The sequence below is a fragment of the Pseudoalteromonas sp. MMG033 genome (assembly GCF_057197785.1).
Map to the genome: position 1 here is coordinate 2,042,606 of NZ_CM170070.1, position 22,846 is coordinate 2,065,451.

Below are 22,846 nucleotides of genomic sequence, written 5' to 3' on the forward strand. Positions count from 1 at the left end.
CTTAAAGTGATTTTTTGCCATTATAGGCAGCATTCTAACAATAAAGAGACAGCACGTGTATTTACGCTATTTTGGTTTAACGGAAAAACCGTTTTCAATTGCGCCAAATCCTGAGTTTCTATTTTTAAGTGATCGCCACAAAGAAGCGTTGGCGCATTTAACCTATGGACTTGGTGACGCCGGCGGCTTTGTATTATTGACAGGGGAAGTGGGCACAGGTAAAACCACCGTGACGCGCAGCATGTTGGCGCAATTACCCGAGTCTACGCAGGTTGCGTTTGTTTTAAACCCCGCACTGTCTGAAATGGAATTGTTAGCCAGTATTTGTGATGAGCTGCACATTGACTATGATGCAAAAGAAGCAACGCTGAAGTCATTAACCGATGTGATCAAAAAGCGTTTGTTAGATAATCATGAGCAAGGTGGCCACACTATGCTGATTATTGATGAAGCACAGCACTTGGCTGCAGAAGTGTTAGAGCAGCTTCGTCTATTGACTAATTTAGAAACGGATCATAAAAAGCTCCTGCAGATTGTATTGGTTGGTCAGCCTGAACTCCAGCAGTTACTACAACGTAATGAACTGCGTCAGTTGGCACAAAGGATCACTGCGAGATATCACTTACTGCCGCTGACTGAGTCGCAAGTGTTTTCTTATATCAAGCACAGGTTGAATAAAGCAGGTTGTCAAAACCATTTATTTAGTAATGAATCGGTTGCCTATATTCACCAAGTCACTGCAGGGATCCCTAGGCTTATCAACTTACTGGCAGACAGATGTTTGCTTGGCGCTTATTCTGCTCAGCAGCAAGAAGTCACTAAGCAGATAGCGCAACAAGCAGCCAAAGAGGCTTTGCCGCTTAATTTGATCCCAGAACAACAAACCAAAAAACTCAATGTGCCGATGTTAGTGTCTGGTTGGGTGGCCGCAATGTTTGTCTGCGGTTTTGGTCTTTCATATATTTTTTAATGGTGTGCCATGTCTTATCTTGTTAATGCATTAAAACAATCACAACAACAATCAAAATCTGAGCAAGACTATGTACAAGCACGTCAATCTGCACAGGTCGCATTTTATAAACGTTTGAGTCTTGGACTAGGCGGTGGGCTTATTAGCATTTGTGCGCTAAGCGCAGGGTATTTCCTTGGTCAGTCGGTGCAAACACCTGACAATGATCCAATACTGGTGGCTGTTGAGCCAGTATCGGGTGCTGAGAAAACCAAGGAGACTGCAGAGGTTGAGGCGGTTAAAGCGGACTCGGAGATTACTCATACTGAGTCCAATGCGCCTGATCAAGTTGTTGCAAACACTGCACTTACAACCCCCAATGTTGTAGCTACCGCACCTGTTATGACCAACCCAATGCAACAACCGGTATTGATGCAGCAACCTATGGTACAAAACCAAATTCACTATCAGTGGATGTCAGTGCAAGTGGGATTCGATGCCAGTGGCCGAGCTGTTTATTCTCAACAGTTGGTCCCTGTGAATAGTCAGGGCCAAATTGTTAATGTACCGGTACAAGCGCAAATGCCACAAACACAGCAATTTGCAGCCGCAGGGCAAATTGTGCAGCCAAATATGGCTTATACACAGCAGCCTGTCGCGATGCCTAATACAGGACAAGTTTATAATCCGAATATGACACAAGCATATAACGGAGCGCCGCAATCTAATCAGTTTAATAGTACTCAAAATCGTGAAGAAGAGGAGCTATCGGGTGTATCAGATGAGCTAAAAAAAGCCTTTGCAGCAGCTGTGGAAGAAACCCGCCCGACGTTTTCGGTGGGTTCAGATGAAGACAGTGACGTGGTATCTAGTAGCAGAGAAACAGCACAAGCCACGCCTGTTGAACTACTTCCTTTGAAGCTTCAAAATAGTATTCCATCTTTGCGTTATCAAGCACATATCTACGCCACTGAGCCTGACAAGCGTTGGATCAAAGTGAATAACCGTGAGTTGTATGAAGGTGACAATTTGGGGGCTTTAACTATAGTAGAGATCACACCAGAGCAAGCTTTATTTGATTTTGATGGCATTGAATTTACTCTAAATGCTATGCAGGACTGGATCCCATAACTCAACAGAAGTGGCCTTAGCGCTTTGGGGCGCTAAGGTAGCATAGAGTGGCGGAAAAACTTGATTAAATCCAAACCAAACTCTTCAGGTTTTACCGCTGCTTCTAACTCATCATCAATGCGCTTATCGCTTAAGTCGACATCTCTTACTTCAACATGAAACATGTTCTTTGCATTGTAAAACACTTTCACCACAGGTTGTAAAGGCGACACTGGGTTGCTCGCTGCAACAATACCTACTCGGTGGCTTTTGAGCTTAACTAAAGTGCCTACCGGATACATGCCAATACAGTGAATAAATTGGTTAAGTAAGTTCTCATCAAACTGATGTGGGCATCCTGCTTTGAGCTTTTTGAATGCTTTTATGGGGGCCATACCCACTTTGTAGACTCTGTCTGCAGTCATGGCGTCATAGACATCGACAATAGAGATCATACGTACATACTGTGATAATTCGTCACCTTGTTTTGAGTACGGATACCCTGTTCCATCCAGCCTCTCGTGATGAAAGCCTGCTATTTCAGCGGCAATTTCACCTAATCCACTGTCTTTAACAATATCGTGACTATATTTGGCGTGCTCTCGCATGATGGCAAACTCATTTTCACTGAGCTTGTCCGGTTTTTGCAATATTTCATCAGGGATTTTAATTTTACCTATGTCGTGCAATAACGCGCCTGTTGCCAACTCTTCTATGAGCTCGCGATCAAATCCGAGGTGCTTGGCAAAGATACTCATTAAAATGGATACGTTTAGAGAGTGCTCCAGCAGGTAGCCATCTTTTTCACGGATCCGTGCGATGCAGGCGAGGGCGTCTTGATTTCTAAACACTGAATCGATAAAACCTGAAGCCGTTTCTTTAAACTCCGCGATATTGATTTTTCGGCCTTCTTTTATATCGGAGAACGCTTTTTCTTGTAGCTGCTTTGCTTGCTCGTACATTTTCACAGCTTGGCCAAGTTCAGCTTCGACTGGGACGGATTTATGCCAGGGATCAGGTTTAGCAGAAGTGATCACTTCTTCGATGATCTCTGGTTCGGGCTTAGACTGATCTAATGTTTTGTCGGGATCGATCTCGACTTCTAATACACCGGAATGGATCAGGTTGTTGATCCCTTTTTCATCTCTCACCCAGCCCTGATTTTTTACCCGTACGTGTCCGGCTTGTTTGATCACGCCAACAACAAACATACCAGGTTGCAACTCTTTGATATTTATTGTTTTCACAGTATAAAAACCCCTTGTATAGAATTTAAGCTTAGCAAAGGCATATCAAAATGAAAGCGCAATAGTGCACAGATTATAATTTTTGTCCAGCGTGAATGGCATAAACAGTTGCATTTATCAGCAATTATTTGCAAGCTGGAACGACTTTTTCAATTCAATAATAATAACGTTATGAAAACATTGCTCACATCAATGGCGCTATTGTGTTGCGTACATCACGCTGCTGCTAGTAATCTAGAATCCGCAGTAAACCAGTCGCTTCCTAAATTAGAAGCGCTGTATTTACATCTACATCAGAACCCTGAGCTGTCTATGCAAGAACAGCAAACGGGCGCACGTTTGGCGCAAGAGTTAAAAGCATTGGGCTTTGACGTCACTGAGCGTGTGGGCGGATATGGTGTAGTAGGGCTGATGAAAAATGGTGATGGACCCACAGTGATGATCCGCGCTGATACAGATGGTTTGCCAATTATTGAGCAAACCGGAAAGCCTTATGCCTCAAAAGTGCGTGTAAAGGATGCCAACAATAACATGGTCGGTGTGATGCACGGCTGTGGCCATGATATTCATATGACCAGCTTTATTGGTGCTGCAGAGCAGTTGGTAAAAAATAAACATCAGTGGCAGGGTACATTGATGATGGTGGCGCAGCCTGCAGAAGAAGTGGGCGCTGGCGCTAAAGCTATGCTCAAAGAAGGGCTATTTAGCAAATTTGCCAAGCCTGATCATGTGCTTGGTTTACATGTCAGTGCATCGCTGCCAGCAGGTAAAGTTGCCATCTCTCCTGGCTATGCGTTAGCCAATGTTGATTCTGTAGACATTACTGTTAAAGGGCAAGGTGGTCATGGCGCCTACCCGCATACAACCATTGATCCCATCGTGTTAGCGTCGCGCATTGTACTTGGGATCCAGACCATTACCAGTCGCGAGATCTCACCGCTTAAGCCTTCTGTGATCACTGTGGGATCGATTCATGGTGGATCTAAGCATAATATTATTTCTAACGAAGTGAAATTACAGCTGACATTGAGATCTTATGATAGAGAAGTGAGAGATCAGCAAATAGCAGCGTTAAGGCGACTGACGAAAGGCGTTGCCCTTAGTGCTGGATTAACGCCTGAGCAAGCGCCTGTTGTACATGTGCATGAATCAGAAAGCATTCCATCAACTTATAATGCACCTGCTCTTGCTAATGCGGTGACAGCCAGTATTAAAAATGAATTGGGTGCTGAGAATGTGGTGAAAGCAGAGCCTGTGATGGCGGGTGAAGACTTTGGCTTATACGGGCGCACGAATGATAATATTCCAATCACCATTTTCTGGTTAGGGGGCGTCGAGCCACAAGCTTATGCTGATGCGCAAACACATGGCACAAGTTTGCCTTCACTGCATTCAAGCAAGTTTGCGCCAGATTATCCATTGGCTTTAAAAACAGGGGTACGTGCTATGACGGCCAGTGCGTTAGATCTCTTTAATCAAAAGTAAGGATTCGTGCCAGAGCCTAAAAAGGATCTGGCGCATTAAATTGCATCATCTCGCCACTGACAGGGTGGCAGATCTCTAACATTTGTGCATGTAGCTGCAAACGCTCTGCGGCTTTGAGGGCGTCACCAGTCGCATATAGCCTATCACCTAGAATAACATGACCCAGTGATTGCATATGTACCCTTAGCTGGTGAGATCGACCAGTAATGGGCGTAAGTGAAACACGTGTTGCATTTGGCTCATATTCAAGTACTTCGTAATGGGTCAGTGATGGCTTGCCCGATTCATGACAGACCTTTTGTTTGGGGCGGTTAGGCCAATCACAAATGAGTGGCAGATCAACTGAGCCTGTCTTACTTTCCAATCGACCATGTACACGGGCCACATAGCGCTTCTTCGTCAGTCGGTCTTGAAATTGAATACTTAAAAAGCGGTGTGCTTCTTTATGCATGGCCAAACATAGGATACCTGATGTCGCCATATCTAGGCGATGCACGATTTTTGCAGTTGGAAATACCCGATTGATGCGGTTAATGACGCTGTCTGCATGTTTTGGATCTTTGCCCGGCACTGTCAACAAACCACTTGGCTTGTTGATCACCAACATATGATCGTCCTGATATAAGAGGCCTAGATAGGGATCGGTTGGTGGGTTGTAATTTAATAGCACTGCAAAATTCCAAATTTGATCGAAAACGGGCGTATTCTAACTGGCTACGGTCAAAAGGCCAAGTAAACCCTAGTTGCTTGGCACAATGGTTAATTCAATCCCAAGCGCTTGGATACTGTTTTGTACATCTTGTCGTATGCCCTCATCGGTGATCACATGATTGATCTTATGCGCAGGCACAATCTGGTAAGTTTTGGTTTTATCTAGCTTATCATGAGGCCCCATTAAAACGGTGCGATCAGCTTGCTCAATGGTGGCTCGCAATACTTCAGCTTCTTCAAGGTAGCTGACGCAAAAGCCGTGCTTGGCATGAAATGCACAGATCCCCATAAAGACGATATCAAAGCGGATCTGTTTGAGCATCTCAATGGCACTGTGACCAACAGTGCGCATGGCAGGCTTAAACATTTTGCCGCCAATTTGGATAACCTGCACCTGAGGTTGTTGCATGAGATCTTGCACAATCAGCGGGCAGCCAGTGACAACGGTTAAAGGCAAGTTGGCTGGCAAGTTTTGTGCGAGATAACGACACGTTTCACCAGAATCAATAACAATGGTTTGTCCTGCTTCAAGCATATTGAGTGCGGGTTCTAAAAAGCGCTTTTTTGAGGGATCGGGTGTATTTAATCTGTCAAAATAATCAGGTGTCTCTTCTTGCATCACCAAAGCACCGCCATGAACACGATGTAACAGTTTTAATTCACCTAGCTTGTTGAGATCTCGCCTGATCGTGTCTTCACTAACAGCCAGTGATTTAGCCAACTCCACAGATGTGATCCTGCCATGCAGATTAAGTTGTTCTAAGATTAATTGATGTCGTTCCGCCAATAGCATTTTGCATGTTCCTGCGCTTTTTTGCCGAATTTTACTTGATCTTAGGGGGATCGCAAGCGTATTATTTGCATGTACATGCGTTTTTTTGCGTTTTTAAGTTTTAATTTGCGTGTTTTTGCCTGTTTTGATGGAGAGAAATATGGATTATTACTGTAATTTGTCAAAGTACCGAGGTGCTATTTTTGATATGGATGGCACACTTGTTGATTCTGATACCGCGATTGCCAAAGCCATTGCACCTTGGTGCCAACTGCATCAGCTCGATATTGAACAAGTATTAAGAGATGGCCGAGGTGTTCGCTTTGAAGACTATGTAAAGCAACATTTACCACATTTGGACCTTCACCAGGAAGTTAAGCATTTAGAAGGCGCTGAGACCACATTTGCAAAGTATGTTGAAGAGATTGCTGGCGCAAAGGCCTTCCTTACTCATTTACAGCAGTTGAACTTACCGTGGGCGTTAGCGACTTCAGCAGATCGTGATAATGCATTGAAGAGGATGCAAACATGCCACCTACCTATACCCACGCATTTAATCGGGGCGGAAGATGTCCGCCAAGGTAAACCAGATCCAGAGCCTTTCACCGCGGCTGCAAGTAAGCTGGGCTTGCCCTGTGGAGAATGTGTGGTGTTTGAAGACTCAGATGCTGGCGTACAAGGAGCATTATCTGCCGGGTGTGACGTGGTGGTAGTCGGGCGGTTCTGTCAGCTATCACATCCCAACATTGTAGCTAGGATAAATGACTATACAAATTGGAATGCAAAGCTGTTGCATGGGAGGGGAGCATGCTGAAAGTGACTTGGGCGCACTTTTTAATGAGCAGTGAACGTCACTGGGATATGGCTGGCGTATTGTTTGGGGGGATAGGTGCGTTTGCACTGCTTGGACAATTACTCAATGAACTTAATCATCAAGGTGATAGCACTTTATCGATGAGCTTTTTATTGGGTTATGTCGTGGTCTTTATGTTTTGGCTGCTTTATGGCTTGAGGTTTAAACGTCCAGCCATTGTGGTAACGAATAGTGTATGCTTGGTGTTGCAAGCTTCACTTTTACTGGTCGCTATCGGGTAAAAATGGGGAAAATAGGCAATAAATGAAAAATACTTTATTGCCTATTTTAAAGGCACTAATTACTGGTTAGCAACCACAATTAAACGGATCGCATCCAGTTTTACCTGTGCTTTAGAGATGTGCTCATTGAGCTGTGCTTTTTGCTTATCAAACACTTGGATCTCCTCATCACGGATATTTGGATTAATCGCTTTGAGTGCACTTAGACGAGTTTGTTCTTCGTCTAAGCGTGTCTGCATATCTGCTTGAGCCTGACTTTGCAATGTGTCTAGTTGCTGGTTGGCAATATCTGTTGCCTGGGCTATAAGTGGGTGGATCCCCGATTGCAATGCATTGGCTAGCTTGCTGGCAGTTTGACGGCCTACCGCAGAGAGCTGCTGATTAAATGCATCAAATGCGACATTCTCAGCCAAGTTATTACCTGCTTTATCCATTAATACACGAATAGGTGTAGGCGGCAAGAAGCGACCCACTTGCAGCGATTTAGGCGCAGAGGTTTCGGCAACATAAATCAGCTCAACAAAGAAAGTGCCGACAGGCAGTTTGTTGTTTTTCAATAGCGCCACGGATGCACAGCCAAAGTCATCATCACAGATCATGTCCATAACGCCTTCAACCATTGGGTGATCCCAACTGATGAATTGCGCATCTTCTTGCGACAGTGAAGTTGATCGGTCAAATGTTACTGTCATACCATCGTCTTTCAGACATGGGAATGACGGATTAAGCATGTGTTCTGTGGGCTTGAGAATAATGGTGTTCTCGCCTTTGTCTTCTTGGTTTACACCAAAAATATCAAACACATTAATCATATAAGCAGGCAAGATCACATCATCATCGAGTTTTTCAATCTCAGTGACGATTTGCTCTGCACGGCCTTGGCCGCTTGAGTGCAGTTCAAGTAATCTGTCTCGACCTTGCTCCATTTTTGCACGCAGCACTTTGTTCTGTTTGGCGACTTGCTCAAGTAATGGATCAAGCTCTTCCTCATCACAGTTATGCGCCGCGATAAATTCAAGCAGATCTTCAGAAAACTCTTTATACAGCATTTGGCCTGTTGTGCTGGTGGTCTCAAATGCATCTAACGCTTCGTTGTACCAACGCAATAACACTTCTTGAGCGGTATTTGCAAAGTAAGGCACGTGAATATTGACGTCATGTTGTTGACCAATACGGTCAAGTCGACCGATACGCTGCTCTAGCAAATCTGGATTTAGTGGCAGATCGAACAACACTAGGTGATGTGAGAACTGGAAGTTACGACCTTCAGAGCCTATCTCAGAACATAACAATACCTGTGCACTGTCATATTCATCAGCAAAGTAAGCGGCCGCGCGGTCACGTTCAATGATTGACATGCCTTCGTGGAAGACTGCTGAACGAATGCCTTCGCGCTCGCGTAAAGTTTGCTCGAGGCTAATTGCTGTTTGTGCTTCGGCACAGATCAAAAGTACTTTTTCGTGCTTTAGTTCTTTAAGCTTTTCAATCAACCAATTAACGCGTGGATCAAACTGTGTCCAACTGGCGCTTTCACCTTCAAACTCCTGAAAGATTTTTTCAGGGAATAGGGCGCGTAATGCGCTTTTCTCTGCAGTTTGGATACCGCCCATACTACCCAGCACAGACATCGCCGTTTTATATTGCTTTGGCATGTCAACTGGGTGCGCATGGACTTTACGACCGGGATAGCCATCAATGCCACTGCGACTGTTACGGAACAAGATACGGCCTGTACCATGACGGTCAAGCAACATGCCTAATAGCTCTTGCTTCGCCTCTTGCTCTTTGGCAGCAACGCGCTTAAGAAGCTCTGAGATATCTGTTTCTTTTAGAAGCTCAGTAATGGTCGCGGTTGCTTTGTCATCTATCTGCGCATCTTGCAGCAATTGATTTGCGGCATCCGCAATTTCTTTATAGTTACTTTCTTCTGCAACAAACGCGTCATAGTCATAGAATCTATCTGGATCTAATAACTGTAGGCGAGCAAAGTGGCTGCGATGGCCTAATTGATCAGGTGTTGCAGTCAATAAGATGAGGCCCGGGATATCTTGGCTGAGTTCAGCAATGCGCTGATATTCAGTACTTGGCTTATCTTTTTCTACGGTAAGGTGGTGCGCTTCATCGACCACAAGCAGATCCCAATCTGCCAGCGTTGCTTGCTCAAACCAGCGGCGTTTCTTAGTGATAAATTCAAGACTGACCAAAACCAATTGCTCGGTTTCAAACACATTGGGTGAGTCTGCAAATGCTTCGTCGCAACGCTCTTCATCAAAGATGGAGAAACGTAAGTTGAAACGACGTAACATCTCTACTAGCCACTGATGTTGTAAACTTTCAGGTACCGCAATGAGTACACGGCTAGCACGACCCGTTAGGATCTGCTGATGCAAAATCATACCGGCTTCAATGGTTTTACCCAAGCCGACTTCATCAGACAGTAAAACACGTGGTGCAAAGCGTTGTCCCACTTCATCAGCGATATACAGCTGGTGTGGAATTAAGCTGGCACGTTGTCCGATTAGGCCTTTAAGATGAGATTGTTGACGGTTAAATTGGTGCTGCCATGTTTGATAACGCAATGTATAGCGATCAAACCTATCCACTTGACCTGCAAATAGTCTGTCCTGTGGCTTATTAAACTTAATAAAATGATCTAAAAAGGTTTCTTTTAGGCTGACAGTTTCTTCTGTGTCTAGACGAACACCATGATAGCAAAGCAGATCCCCTTGCTCTTCGATGCTCTCTACACGCATTTCCCATTCTTCAACACTGCGGATCACATCCCCAGGATTAAATGCTACTCGAGTCACCGGCGCTTCTTGTACAGAATAAACGCGGTTTTCTCCACTGGCGGGAAACAGAATGGTTACTTGTCTACCTTCTAAGGCGACAATGGCCCCTAAACCCAAATCTGATTCGGTATCGCTTATCCAGCGCTGACCTAAGGAAAAATTCATGGTTTTCTCATCTTCGCAGAAAAAAGGCGGCTATGTTACCGAGAAGCAAAGCCTTGTTCAAGATTGTAAAAACACAATAAATGTGCCTTACCGCGTGGTATTGCGTGGGTTTTACAAGATAACTGATTCATATTCTTCGTTTGCTCACCGTTGATTGTTTTTTATTGTGCAATAGTGGCTATTAAGCATAGTCAAACATCACTGTTATTGGAGATAAAATATACGAATTGAATCATTAAAAAAAGTGGTACAGGGGGAGTGTGGAAATAATTAGGGACATTTCGGCAAAAGGTTTTTTGTCATGAAAACGACTTTTGTGACAAATAGACTAAAATTAAGTTAGAGCGATGTATTGTGTGGCGAGCAATACACAGTTCAATCATAGAAATTGCAGACGAATAGGAATGCACTATGGGAAAAGATGACCTCGACCGGAAAATTTATGTACTAGACACCAACGTTTTACTTCACGAACCCCTCGCTTACCTTTCCTTCCAAGAACATGATGTTGTGATCCCCATGACTGTGTTAGAAGAACTTGACCACATCAAGGATAGAAAACGTGATGTAAGTCGAGATGCAAGAGTTGCCATTAGAAGTTTGGATGATGTTTTGACCAATGCGACTCCAGAGCAAATGCTAGAGGGTGTTGATTTACCAAAAGTACAGCGTGATCCCAATAAACCAGCCAGCAGTGGCAAGCTTATAATCGTAAATGACCATTTGTATCCAGATAGTATTTCTGGACTGCCTGGCAATGAAAACGACCACAGTATTATCAACTGTGCGCTACAACTTCAAAAACAATACACAGAAAAAAAAGTAACCTTGGTAACCAAAGATATAAATATGCGCCTCAAAGCAAAAGGGGTGGGGTTGAAGTTTGTTGAAGACTACAGAACAGATCAACTCATTGATGATATTAACTTACTGACCTCAGGGTATAACAAGTTTGAGGGAGACTTTTGGGCAAGTGTAGGTGAGTGCCAAACTGAGCAGCAAGGGAGATATAGTTTACATAAAGTACCAAAGTCTCGGATGCCAGAGGTATTTTATAACGAATATCTTCTTGATGGCGGCGAGCACTTTGCGGCACGTGTAGTGGGGTATGATGAATCACATGTAACGTTAAAAGACATCAGCGTCGAACGGTTACTGCATCAGCAAGCTTGGGGCGTTAAACCAAAAAATGTATATCAAGGGATGGCATTGGATGCGCTCTTAGACCCTAACATTGAGCTAGTGGTATTAACCGGTCCTGCTGGCTGCGGTAAAACACTATTGGCATTGGCCAGTGCCCTTGAAATGATCATCGAAAAGGGCATATATGACAAGGTGATCGTGACGCGAAATACCCCTGAAATCGCAGAAAGTATTGGCTTTTTACCCGGTACAGAGGAAGAGAAAATGGCACCATGGCTGGCAGCCATTACAGATACTTTGGAGGTGTTGCATAAGCATGACGAAAGCCCGATATCTAGCCGTAATTACATTATGGAAAAGGCCAATATCCAGTTTAAGTCGGTTAACTTTATGCGCGGTCGCAGCATTCAAAACGCAGTGGTGATTTTAGATGAGAGCCAAAATTTAACGGCTTCACAGCTTAAAACCATCATTACGCGTTGCGGTGAGGGGACCAAGCTTATCTGTACAGGCAACTTGGCGCAAATAGACAGTAATTACTTAACACCAGTGACTTCTGGACTAACTTATATAGTGGAGCGATTTAAAGACTTCGAGGGCAGTGCGACCATCAACCTAAATGGTGTTGTTAGAAGTCGATTGGCCTCATTTGCCGAAGAAAACTTGTAATATTTAGCCCATAAATATCAACCAGTGTATCCGGTATACACTGGTTTTTTATTTGCAAATATAGGGGTTACGATGTGAATCACTTGCTTATCTGAACACTGCTCGCTAACCTTTCAAAAAAAAGATGGAAAGAACTACTACAGGCCAGTGAATGGACATTATGTCAGAGTTTCAGCCACTCAAAACTTATCGAAAATCTATCTGTGTTGCGTTATTAATTCCTTTAATTCTCGCCATTGTACTGTGTTTTCATTTATTCAATATTAAGTTAGAGCGTCAATACGCCGTTTACCAGGTGCAATTTGCTGCGGTATTGGCGCAAGTTGATCAAGCAGCCAGTGCCGCAAGCACGGTGATCGGTAGTATTAAACGCGGACTAGAGACTCCCATCAAATACCAACTAAGTCGTGATGTCCAGCAACAGGTACGCCAGCAATTAGGTTACTATTATCATCGTTTGCCAGAGCAAGGCGGAGAGCTGGTTGGACTGGGGACATACAAAGCCTCCCCGCATGTGTTAGAACATTGGTTGCATGTGATGGCACTGGGTCCGAGTTTTGATACTGCTTTGGCGTTGATCAGTGAGCTAGAGGCGGTGGCTTATTTTAATGAGCATGGCTTTGCATTCGTTAAACGCCGTGATGAAACACAAAGTCATCTATTAACTGCCATCGTCGAAGGGCGTTTTAGTCCCAGAAAGGGCGTTTTGAGTAACCCAGATAGCAAGCAAGCTAGGCTATTTGGTAATACCTACTTCAGCATTGCTCAGCCAATTAACAGTGGCGGAAAGTCTCATATTATTTTGATTTACAACGCTGAAAAAGTGACGGCTTTATTAGATAAATTAACCTTTGATGGCGGATCACTGGCGCTGGTAGATGACAATGAACAAGTGCTAGTGCAAAGCAGCTCGCCAGCGGGCTTACTAAAGCCTTTGCCTTCGGAGCGTGCTCGGGTATGGCGCGGTGGCATTGAGTTAACAGGGGATATCCAAAATGCACCTTATGTACTTAGGTTTCAGCAAACTGAAGGCGCGTTTACTGCCGCTGTTTTCGAAGAAGTCATGGTTGAGCTTAGCTTCTTAGCACTGTTTATTTTATTTACTTTTTGCTCCTTTTTATGGCTCAACGGGCAGGTTTTTATTCGTCCGCTCAAACATTTTGTTAATTATCTAACGAAGCAAGATTTAGTCGACTCAGAAACGCTTGATTATTCTGTACCAGTGGATTGGCAGCCTTGGTTTAAAGAGATCAAAGATGTTGTGGTGCAAAGGCAAGCACTGATTGAACAGATGGAAACACATAATGCGCGATTGGATGAGCAGGTACGGCGACAGAAAAAAGCGTTATCACGAAGCTTTGAAGCTAAGGAGCGCCAAGCTGCGCTGCTTAATACCGTGCTTAACTCAGTACCTGATCTGATTTATTTTAAAAACATTGATGGTTCATTTATCGGGTGCAACCAAGCATTTGAGCGCTTTATTGGGGTAGCGCAAAGTGATCTGGTTGCTAAAGAACATCAAGAGGTGAGTCAAAAGTACCTAGCGCTATTGGATCTTGAGCAGGCAATGGAGAGCCATAGTATTCCACTGACTGAGATCTTAGATTTTGATGACAAGGCCTATTTAGTCAGTGTTTCTCCTTTATTTGATGAACAGGGGAGCAGAATAGGCAGCTTGGGGATTGCTCGTGATATTAGCGAACAACAGCAAGCTATGAATGCGCTACGGGCTTCGGAGCAAAACTTTAAAGCGGCGATTAAGCATGCACCCAATGGTATTTTACTTGTTTCTACTGATGCAATGGTTTTAGAGTTTAATCGTGCCGTGCGCAAGCTATTGGGTGGAGTGGAAACCGGTCAGCTTTTGAGTACGCTTTTTGCTCAAGGGGAGTTGGAGACGCTCAATGGGGTGTTGGATCAATTACTTGAAGAGCGCAAAGGCGTTAAAGTGCTGAGCTTGTCGCAAAGCGAGTCATCTTTGTGGCTGCAATTGAGTGTGTCCTTGGTATGGGATAAGCAAAAACAGCCTAAATACTTTGTGATCCATGTGCAAAATGTCACCGCGCTGACTAAAGCCAAAATAGAAGCTGAGCGTGCCAATAGAGCTAAAAGTCGCTTTATTGCCAATATTAGTCATGAGATCCGCACGCCGCTCAATGCGATTCTTGGGTTAGTTGGAATATTAAAACCGAGCCTGACACAGCCGCAAGACAGTGAGAAGTTAGTCCATATCGAAACCGCCGCAAAACAATTATTGACTATGCTCAGTGATATATTGAGTTTTGCTCGTTTGGAGAGCGGTCGTACCAAAGTGCGTAATAAACCTTTCACTATCTTGAGTTTAATGAATAGCTTAAATGCTTTGATCCAACCACTAAGTGATGCCAAGGGATTAGCACTGAACCTGCAAGTTGCAGCGAATGTTTGGCCTGAATTTGTTGGCGATGAAGCGCGTATTAAGCAAATCTTGGTTAATCTGATGGGGAATGCCGTTAAGTTTACGCAACGTGGTGAAGTTGGCTTAAGGGTTGAGTCTAAATGGAGCAAAGAAGGAGAGCAGTGGCTGTCTTTTTCTGTATTTGACACAGGTCCCGGTATTAAAGAAGACGAGCAAGCGCGACTATTTGATGCCTTTACTCAGGGCAACGAGTCAAGTTCAAGAGAGTATGAAGGGATTGGTCTAGGCTTGGCGATTGTTAAGCAACAAGTAACGCTGTTAGGTGGGAAAATTGAGATCCACAGCGAGGAAGGCGTTGGTAGTAATTTTGAATTTGAGCTTATGCTACAAACGCAAAGCCGTGCTCTCATGGCCAATCAAGACACGATATGTTTGATATCGACACATCAGCCTCCTGATTATCTCAGTCATTATCACATTACTTGCTTTGCTAATTTTGGAGAAGCGTTGGCACAGTTGGATAAGTTTGCTTATATCGCGTGTGATGATGCTGATGAAATGAGCTATTTGTGCCATCATTTTAGTGATATCGCGCCTGAAAACTGTTTAGGGCTGGTGGTCCCGAGCGATTTAAACTTGGCGTCAGCGCATCAAGCATCACTGAACACTTTGAAGATACCGCAGCATATGTTCTATCAGTCTCTGTGTTTGGCACCGTTTGAGCAAGGCGTCACAGAGGTTGAAGGCCAAACGCGTCTGGTAAATTCGCTTTGTTTGGTGGTGGATGATAACGCGTTGAATCTAGATATCTCTAAAACGGTGTTGGAGCAGCATGGGGCGGTGGTTGTAGCGCTTTCAAGTGCACAGGACATAGTGCAGATATGCCAAGCCCTTCAGCCAGATATGGTGCTTATGGATATTTATATGCCGCACATTGATGGTTACCAAGCGACAGAGTTATTGCGTCAAGAATTAAGTAAAGAGGATCTTCCCATTATTGCCTTGACGGCTAATGCACATGAACATGAAAAGGAAAAAGCGTTCAAGCATGGTGTTAATGCTTTTTTGGTAAAGCCTATCTCTCCTCAAGAACTGTGTTCAGCACTGTTGCCCTATGTAGGCACTCAGCTATGTGTTTTTGATAAAGCCTTTGCAATGGCGCAGCTGATGGACAACCCAAGTCTGGTAAAAACAATGTTGAATAAGTTTGCTAAACTATGTGATGAATATGTGAGCGAGCTACTCGTAATAGAGAGTAACCAACAGTTGGCAGATATTGCACATAGCATCAAAGGCGCATCCGCAGGCATAGGGTTAACGCGCTTGGCCGAGTATGCCAAATTAGTAGAAGCGAATTCTCGTTTAGACACTGCGGTAAATGCGCCAGTTGAGTATCAAGGTGTGATACCGCAAAACGCCTCTTTGAGAGATGAGCTGATTAGACTTATCCGCCAAGCTCAGCAGTTTATTTTATTGGAAACAAAAGGAAGTTAAATGCAAAAATCGGCCAATATATTAGTGTTAGATGGGGATCCTCTCAATCGTGTCGTGCTTGAAAATACGCTATCTGATGAGCACTTGGTGATCAGCTGTGCTAACAGCGACAAGGCTTTTGAACGGCTACTACAAACACAAATTGATTTGATCATTGTTGATATCCTCATGCCTGATGATGAAGGGCTCGATTTTTTACTGCAACTAAAAGCAGATCCAAGTTGTTATCAGATCCCCGTGATTGTTATCTCAGCAAGCAACAGCTATCAAGATGAAGCCAGAGGGCTATTGCTCGGCGCAGTCGACTATATAGTTAAACCATTTAGCCCCAATATCGTTAAAGCCCGGGTAAAAATACATTTAGCGATTAAGCAAAAAAATGATCTACTTGAGCGTTTGGCAAATATTGATGGGTTGACTGAGGTTCCAAATCGCAGAGCCCTTGATGAGACTTTAGCTCAGCTTTGGTATCAAAGTCGCGACCAGCAAGTCCCGCTGTCTATTTTGCTCGTAGATATCGATTATTTTAAAGAATATAACGATAGCTGCGGGTTTAGTGCGGGCGATGAGTGCCTAGTTAAAATTGCTAAAGTGTTGCAAAGCATGACGCAGAAAGTAGAAGGATTTGTTGCAAGATACGACGGCGTGCGCTTTGTTGCTTTGATGAATAAGCGCAGTGCAGATCAAGCCATGTCACTGGCATCGGCCATGCATCAGGCTGTCGATGCGTTGTCTATTCCACACCCGAGTTCACCGATTTGCGCACATGTGACCATCAGTATGGGGGTTGTGCATGTACATGAGGACTTTTCTGGTGATCAAAATGACAGCTTGGAGTTAGCAGATGAAGCGCTACTACAAGCACATCATCAGCAAGAGCGGGTTGTTTTAGTGAGCCGCTGACCAAGAAAAAAGCCGCACAATGCGGCTTTAAGTAGGGAAGTATGTCAAATCTGTTTACAGGTAATTGTCTACCGCGGCCTGACCGAAACCGATAAGCTGATCATCCTTAAACACCAGTGGCGTGCACTCATCTTTGGTAATTTGACCATCAGAGTGCTTTCTGTTGGTGGCGAAATAAAGCACTTGATAAGTGTGACCATCTTTAGACACTGCTTCATTAAAGTCAGGTGTACCAAACTTACTGGTGACTGCTTGGTAACTTGTGCCTAGTTCAAGTTTACTGATCTTTGCTCTGTTTTCTTTGTGAGTGCTATTCCAGGCACTGTGGTGACTTACTTCACCGTCAGAGACGGCAACAATACAGCCAGATAAGAAGGTTGTGCTCAAAAGCGCAGTAGCGACAAGTAGTTTTTTCATTTTGTTATCCTCATGACCTGATGTGTGATCCATCATCCAGATCTTTATTTTTTACTTAGCTTAGAGGTTGCAATTGCTTTGCCAGAATTTTTTATTTAATAAAAACAATGGCTTGTGAGTTTTTGATGTTTCGGGTGGTGTTAGTTTTCACTAATAAATAACAATAATGAACAATATGTAGTGAATAAAGCCACTTGAATACGAAGTGGCTTTATTGTATGAAAGGTGTGAGGTTACACGACGCGGTTGTGCTGACCACCGTCTAAGAAACTGGTGATGTTGTCTGCAATACCTTGTATTAGGCGCGTAATAGACTCATGACTGGCCCAAGCTGTGTGCGGGGTGAGCATAAGGTTATCACCTTGGTATGTGATCAGCGGGTTATCTTTGGTTGCTGGTTCAATAGACAAAACATCGACGCCAGCGGCAGCAATTTGATTTGCTGCAAGCGCGTCCGCGAGGGCTTGCTCATTGACGATACCGCCACGGGCTGTATTAATCAAAATGGCATGTTGAGGCAAAAGTGCGAGCGTTTGTGCATTGAATAAGTTTTCTGTCTGGGGGGTAAGCGGGCAATGTATCGAAACGATATCGGCTATTTGCATGGCTTCTTCAAATGTTACTCTGCCGCTGCGTGTCGCCTTGCTGTTTGGGCGTTCTGCAATAATGACTTTTGCGCCAAATGCCTCTGCGACTTTAGCGGTTGCTTGGCCGAGGTTACCATAGCCAACGATCACGAAGTTTTTACCTGCTATGTCATTGATGCTGTAATCTAAGCGACAAAACATCTTGCTGTTTTGCCAAGCGCCTTGCTTGGTATCTGCAGCATATCTATGAATATTACTCATTAAATTACCAAGCAAGGTAAAGGTATGCTGAACCACCGATGGCGTCGAGTACCCAGCTACATTGGTAACCGCAATACCGGCGTCTTTTGCGGCGACCAAATCAATGTTATTGGTGCCCGTAGCTGCAACGCAAATCAATTTTAAATCAGGGGCTATGGCAAAATGGGTGGCATTTAATTGTACCTTGTTTGAGATAATGATGTTTGCCTGCTGGATACGGCTGTCGACTTCACTTGGTTGGGTATATTCATAGGTGGTCACTGTACCAAAAGCGTGCAGTGGAGAAAGGTCGACACCTGCCAAAGTAGCGGCATCCAAAACAACAATGTTCATATTTTTATCTCGTTATTGACTTTGGAGTAAACTCCAAGGTTTATACTCTGTATTAGTGATGAATTTGACGAAACGGTGATGTTGGATTTTAGGCCCTTTTTGAACAAGGCGGATTAAAGATCTCTACTTTACAGCACCATTTGCAGAGTTCATTTGTGTATGTTCAGCAAATTGCAAACACCAGTGTATCACTTTTAGCGCTTAAAATTTATTAAATATGGCGATGAATACAGCTGGGGTAAAACCGGTTTGCTGGTTGGTTTTAATACTTAGTTGGAAAGCAATGACGATGTTTCGAATAGGACAATTAGCTAAGCTCTTGGGCGTGTCGACTGACACGTTGAGATATTATGAGCAGCAAGGATTATTGACTGCCAGTGAAAGAAGTGCAGCTGGTTATCGTCTATATGATAAGCAAGCTGTCGATAGAATGCGCTTTATAGTGCGCGCCAAGGAAGTTGGGTTCAATCTTAAGGATATTCATGAATTACTGAGTATTAAAATTGAAAAGCAAATGCACAGCTGCGAAGAGGTAAAAACACTTACATTACAAAAGCGCGATTGGGTAAGAGAAAAGATTGCACAATTGAGTATGTTTGAGCGCTCATTAACGTTATTGGCAAGCCAATGTTGTGGTGGCGATGAACCTGCAAATACTTGCTCAATTTTGACCGCATTGGAGGATTTAGATGACATTCATCAGTAATTTTTGGCAGTTATTTGTGATTTCGGCACCTTGGCTCATGCTAGGGTTATTGTTGGCTGGGCTGTTAAATGTGTTTATTCCGAAAGATTTTTTACAGCGTCATCTAGGTAAAGAAGGGCTTTGGACCACAATTAAAGCGGCGCTTATTGGCGCGCCGATGCCGCTGTGCTCTTGTGGTGTCATTCCGGCTGCCATTGGACTAAGGCGTGCGGGGGGCTCTAAAAGTGCAACTACTGCATTTTTGGTATCAACACCAGAAACGGGTGTGGATTCAATTTCAGTATCTTATGCGTTACTTGGGCCTTTTATGGCGATTATCAGGCCCATTGCTGCGGTAACCAGTGCCATTACTGCTGGCTTGCTAGTCGGTAGAGATGCTCAAGATGAGGCAGGTAAAGAGACATCAGAAAACCCTTCTGCCAATCAATCTAGTTGCTGTGCTCAAGAGCCTCAAGCAGCCACTTCTTCATGCGCAACACAACCTAAGAGTTTAGATGAGGATGTAAATAAAACTTCTTGCTGTGCTCAAGAGCCTCAAGTATCCGCTTTTTCATGTGCGACTCAGTCTAAGAATTTGGATGAGGATGATAATAAGGCTTCTTGCTGTGCTAAAGAGCCAGTCATTGCGCCAAAGCTTGAACGTAAACAAGCAAGTTGCTGTGCATCTGAGAATAAAAAATTCGAGACAGAAGTAAGCACTTGCTGTACTTCCAAGACTCAGAGTGAAGACAGTTTGCTGAGTAAGTTTTGGCAAGCAGTAAAATTTAGTTGTAACAAGCTGTTATCTGATACTATGGTTTGGCTTTTAATTGGTATATTCTTCGCTGCATTAGTCCAAACATTTGTGCCAACTGCATTTTTAGCACAGTGGGGAGATGGCATTTTAGCCATGGTCGTGGTTATTTTGATCAGTATTCCCATGTACATTTGTGCCACGGCATCGACGCCCATCGCCGCAGGTCTGCTATTAGCAGGCGTGTCTCCTGGCGCTGTTTTGGTGTTTATGCTGGCAGGCCCGGCAACCAATGTTGCTACCATAGGCGTCGTTGCAAAAGAGCTTGGATGCCGCGCTGTTGTTGCCTATATCACGGCCGTCATTGGCGTCGCGATTGTGTTTGGATTTTTAACGGATTACCTAGTCTCTCACTTTGGCTTTGAAGTGTCAGCCATGGCAGGGCATGAACATCAACTGCTCCCAAGCTGGATGAGCCAACTCATGGCGCTTGTGTTGGTGATGCTTATGTTACGCTTGTTTGCAATGGATGTTATGAAACGCCGGGCCGCCTAGTGTGGTCAGACTTGATATTCTTAGCATCCGAATAAAGAGCGAGATAGAATGAGCCGTTTTTTTGTCATACGCCCAGATCAGTAAGAGTAATTTAGTGGATAAATACGCAGATATCAGACCATATAATGATGATGAAGTGCCCGCAGCCCTAGCGAGGTTATTGGCCGATGAGCAATTTTTAGATGTGATTGCCGAGCATAACTTACCAAAGTGGCTTGCAGCCTTTTCTGCGATTAGCAGACCTTTGGTAAAGGCAAAATTAAAGTCTAAATGGAAGACGGTGAATAACGTTGAAGCGGTACAAAATGAAGTGGCGCAGTACTTGTCTATGTTGGTTGAGCGTACCACGTCAAAAGTCACCTATTCGGGACTCGACCGTTTAGATAAAGACGCTGCGTATTTATTTATCTCAAATCACCGAGATATTGTACTCGACCCTGCATTAGTAAACTGGGGACTTCACCAGAATAACTTGCCAACAGTGCGTATCGCGATTGGCGATAACTTGTTGCAAGTACCCTATATCACTGAGCTGATGCGTTTAAATAAGAGCTTTATCGTTAAACGCTCAGCAAAAGCGCCAAAAGAAATGCTCAAAGCGCTATCTCAGTTGTCTGGTTATATCTATGATTCACTGCAGTCAGGTAATTCTATTTGGATTGCGCAAAAAGAAGGCCGTGCCAAAGATGGCATTGATTATACCGATCCTGCCTTATTGAAAATGTTGCAGTTACAAGGGCGACGTTTGAAAGAACCATTTGCTGATTATGTGCGCAAACTCAAAGTGGTACCGGTTTCTATCTCTTATCAATATGAGCCATGTGCGTTAGCAAAAGCCAAAGAGCTTTACCATAAACAGCAATTTGGTGAATATCAAAAAGAAGAAGGCGAAGACATCAAGAGCATCATTGATGGCTTTAGTGCAGACAAAGGAAACGTGCACGTTGCATTTGGTACGCCGATTGAGGATGACTTTGACACCCCTGAAGAGCTGGCGCAGATCATCGATAAGCAAATTATTGATAATTACTATCTGCATTCAAGCAATTATTTAGCAGCGGGTGATAAAACAAACAGCAGCAGTGAAGAAACAGCGCGCTTTAATCAAAGTATTGAAACGCTGCCAAATGAACTAAAAGAGTTTGTCTTGTCTATGTATGCGCAGCCTGTGAAGCGAAAATCGACAATATAAGCGATAGCTAAATACGACTGGTAAGCCCATGGGACTATGTTCTGTGGGTTTTTTATTTTTCTAACTGCGGTAACGCAAAGAAATAAGCGGGCGATTCTATAGGTATGAAAGGTGTCCCCGGCTGCGTGGATGCGGATATAAGTCCTTGAACCCTAAGGTTCAAGGCGGAAGGCAACAACCCACCGTAGGCTTCTCGGTACATGCCAAGCTTGCGCAAAAGTGGATAAACTGCATTCCTAAAAAAAGTTTATCGGCTCAGGGACATAATCCACGGTCCAGCGAGCTAGGGAACACATTCAGTATATAAGACAACATCGAATGCTTAAACCTTAAAATGAAAAAATCTTACTTATTTGCTGGCTAATTCACCTGCTGAGTATTGTCTGTGCAGCTTTTGCTTTTTTTCCATACACAGCAGATATCCACTTTATAAATTGAGTAAACCAATACGGTATTTTAGCCCAGTTAAAGACGGGTTTTTTCCAGCAGAATAAGACAATGCATTGTAGTTGCTATACTTCGAGTGGTAGCATTAACCTTATCAAGTGAATGAGAATTAAGCCTTATGATCGAATTAAAAGATTACCAACAAGCCCAGTTATTACTCGAAAAACACGGCATCTTTGTCGCACCAGCAGAAGTGCATGGCACCATCAGCGGTATTTTAGCCTGTGGATTGAGCATTGATGACAAAGAATACCTAGGTTTACTCAGCGATGTATTCAACGATGGCCAAGCATTTGGCGTTGAACTTAAAGACTTTTTAGCTGAGTTATACAAGCTTGTGGTAGAGCGCTTTAACGATCCTGAACACACCTTTGAAGTGTACTTACCCAATGATGATGAAGCACTTATCGACCAAGCCAATGCCTTAGTATCTTGGGTATCTGGGTTTTTACTTGGATTTGGCTTAAAGCAAAAAGATTACGGCAAGCTGTCAGCTGATGTAAAAGAAGTGATCAGCGACTTCAGTGAGATCACTCGCCTTGATACGCATTTCGATGATACAGAGGAAGACCAACAAGCGTTCCACGAAGTGGTCGAGTATATTCGAGTTTCTGCGCTATTATGCTTTGCGGAGATGGGCCGAGAGCAAGGAAATGGCGCGACATCAAAAACAGTGCATTAA

18 protein-coding genes and 1 other RNA gene are annotated in these 22,846 nt (G+C 43.9%); 12 read left to right on the forward strand and 7 right to left on the reverse strand.

The genetic code is table 11. The features are described 5' to 3' along the window. Window positions 1-55 precede the first annotated feature (55 nt). Together AC2CZC_RS08935 and AC2CZC_RS08940 are read left to right on the forward strand one after the other, a co-directional pair. A complete protein-coding gene (locus tag AC2CZC_RS08935; RefSeq protein WP_063362504.1) occupies window positions 56-970 on the forward strand; it encodes an ExeA family protein in 915 nt (304 codons plus the stop codon). A 9-nt stretch (window positions 971-979) separates the two neighbouring features. Then, entirely contained in the window at window positions 980-2,080 is a 1,101-nt protein-coding gene (locus tag AC2CZC_RS08940; protein WP_484584542.1) for a general secretion pathway protein GspB, read from the forward strand. Between the two features lie 32 nt (window positions 2,081-2,112). Here AC2CZC_RS08940 and AC2CZC_RS08945 read toward each other — a convergent pair whose 3' ends face one another. Further along, a complete protein-coding gene (locus AC2CZC_RS08945; RefSeq protein WP_484584543.1) occupies window positions 2,113-3,306 on the reverse strand; it encodes a cyclic di-GMP phosphodiesterase in 1,194 nt (397 codons plus the stop codon). A 192-nt stretch (window positions 3,307-3,498) separates the two neighbouring features. On the opposite strand from AC2CZC_RS08945, the gene AC2CZC_RS08950 reads away from it, so the two are divergent. Next, on the forward strand, window positions 3,499-4,791 hold the full coding sequence (locus AC2CZC_RS08950) for an amidohydrolase (RefSeq protein WP_484584866.1): 1,293 nt from the start codon (window positions 3,499-3,501) through the stop codon (window positions 4,789-4,791). A gap of 16 nt (window positions 4,792-4,807) precedes the next feature. On the opposite strand, the gene rluA is transcribed toward AC2CZC_RS08950, so the two are convergent. After that, window positions 4,808-5,461, reverse strand: a complete 654-nt coding sequence (gene rluA, locus AC2CZC_RS08955) for a bifunctional tRNA pseudouridine(32) synthase/23S rRNA pseudouridine(746) synthase RluA (protein WP_063362507.1) — start codon at window positions 5,459-5,461, stop codon at window positions 4,808-4,810. Window positions 5,462-5,530: 69 nt separating this feature from the next. After that, on the reverse strand, window positions 5,531-6,295 hold the full coding sequence (locus tag AC2CZC_RS08960) for a DeoR/GlpR family DNA-binding transcription regulator (RefSeq protein ID WP_484584544.1): 765 nt from the start codon (window positions 6,293-6,295) through the stop codon (window positions 5,531-5,533). 139 nt (window positions 6,296-6,434) lie between these two features. Here AC2CZC_RS08960 and AC2CZC_RS08965 point away from each other — a divergent pair, with 139 nt between their 5' ends. Together AC2CZC_RS08965 and AC2CZC_RS08970 are read left to right on the forward strand one after the other, a co-directional pair. Further along, window positions 6,435-7,088 (forward strand): HAD-IA family hydrolase, encoded by a 654-nt coding sequence (locus AC2CZC_RS08965; RefSeq protein WP_484584545.1) that lies wholly within the window; start codon window positions 6,435-6,437, stop codon window positions 7,086-7,088. Further along, entirely contained in the window at window positions 7,082-7,369 is a 288-nt protein-coding gene (locus tag AC2CZC_RS08970; RefSeq protein WP_484584546.1) for a hypothetical protein, read from the forward strand. The genes AC2CZC_RS08965 and AC2CZC_RS08970 overlap by 7 nt, the downstream gene beginning before the upstream one ends. Window positions 7,370-7,428: 59 nt before the next feature. On the opposite strand, the gene rapA is transcribed toward AC2CZC_RS08970, so the two are convergent. Then, complete coding sequence (rapA, locus tag AC2CZC_RS08975) at window positions 7,429-10,326, reverse strand: RNA polymerase-associated protein RapA (RefSeq protein ID WP_484584547.1); 2,898 nt, start codon at window positions 10,324-10,326, stop codon at window positions 7,429-7,431. 411 nt (window positions 10,327-10,737) lie between these two features. On the opposite strand from rapA, the gene AC2CZC_RS08980 reads away from it, so the two are divergent. The 3 genes from AC2CZC_RS08980 to AC2CZC_RS08990 all read left to right on the forward strand — a co-directional run bounded on the left by AC2CZC_RS08980 (window position 10,738) and on the right by AC2CZC_RS08990 (window position 16,933). After that, window positions 10,738-12,138, forward strand: a complete 1,401-nt coding sequence (locus AC2CZC_RS08980; protein ID WP_063362512.1) for a PhoH family protein — start codon at window positions 10,738-10,740, stop codon at window positions 12,136-12,138. Between the two features lie 160 nt (window positions 12,139-12,298). After that, window positions 12,299-16,030: a hybrid sensor histidine kinase/response regulator gene (locus tag AC2CZC_RS08985; protein ID WP_484584548.1), complete on the forward strand. Its 3,732-nt coding sequence runs from the start codon at window positions 12,299-12,301 to the stop codon at window positions 16,028-16,030. Beyond that, window positions 16,031-16,933, forward strand: coding sequence for a diguanylate cyclase domain-containing protein (locus tag AC2CZC_RS08990; protein ID WP_211035705.1), 903 nt, complete (start codon window positions 16,031-16,033; stop codon window positions 16,931-16,933). It begins immediately after the preceding gene. A 54-nt stretch (window positions 16,934-16,987) separates the two neighbouring features. On the opposite strand, the gene AC2CZC_RS08995 is transcribed toward AC2CZC_RS08990, so the two are convergent. Both AC2CZC_RS08995 and AC2CZC_RS09000 read right to left on the reverse strand, forming a co-directional pair. Continuing rightward, window positions 16,988-17,350, reverse strand: coding sequence for a DUF3192 domain-containing protein (locus tag AC2CZC_RS08995; RefSeq protein ID WP_484584549.1), 363 nt, complete (start codon window positions 17,348-17,350; stop codon window positions 16,988-16,990). Between the two features lie 233 nt (window positions 17,351-17,583). Continuing rightward, window positions 17,584-18,531 carry a D-2-hydroxyacid dehydrogenase gene (locus AC2CZC_RS09000; protein WP_484584550.1) on the reverse strand — a complete coding sequence of 316 codons (948 nt, stop codon included), beginning with the start codon at window positions 18,529-18,531 and terminating at the stop codon, window positions 17,584-17,586. A 289-nt stretch (window positions 18,532-18,820) separates the two neighbouring features. Here AC2CZC_RS09000 and zntR point away from each other — a divergent pair, with 289 nt between their 5' ends. From zntR to AC2CZC_RS09015, 3 genes are all read left to right on the forward strand, one after another. Then, on the forward strand, window positions 18,821-19,237 hold the full coding sequence (gene zntR, locus AC2CZC_RS09005) for a Zn(2+)-responsive transcriptional regulator (protein WP_063362582.1): 417 nt from the start codon (window positions 18,821-18,823) through the stop codon (window positions 19,235-19,237). After that, on the forward strand, window positions 19,221-20,525 hold the full coding sequence (locus tag AC2CZC_RS09010) for an SO_0444 family Cu/Zn efflux transporter (protein WP_484584551.1): 1,305 nt from the start codon (window positions 19,221-19,223) through the stop codon (window positions 20,523-20,525). Before zntR ends, AC2CZC_RS09010 begins: the two co-directional genes overlap by 17 nt. Before the next feature lie 94 nt (window positions 20,526-20,619). Next, a complete protein-coding gene (locus AC2CZC_RS09015) occupies window positions 20,620-21,717 on the forward strand; it encodes a 1-acyl-sn-glycerol-3-phosphate acyltransferase (RefSeq protein WP_063362517.1) in 1,098 nt (365 codons plus the stop codon). A 110-nt stretch (window positions 21,718-21,827) separates the two neighbouring features. On the opposite strand, the gene ssrS is transcribed toward AC2CZC_RS09015, so the two are convergent. After that, window positions 21,828-22,010: non-coding RNA, 6S RNA (ssrS, locus tag AC2CZC_RS09020), on the reverse strand. Window positions 22,011-22,282: 272 nt separating this feature from the next. Here ssrS and AC2CZC_RS09025 point away from each other — a divergent pair. Continuing rightward, window positions 22,283-22,846: a UPF0149 family protein gene (locus AC2CZC_RS09025; RefSeq protein WP_046355896.1), complete on the forward strand. Its 564-nt coding sequence runs from the start codon at window positions 22,283-22,285 to the stop codon at window positions 22,844-22,846.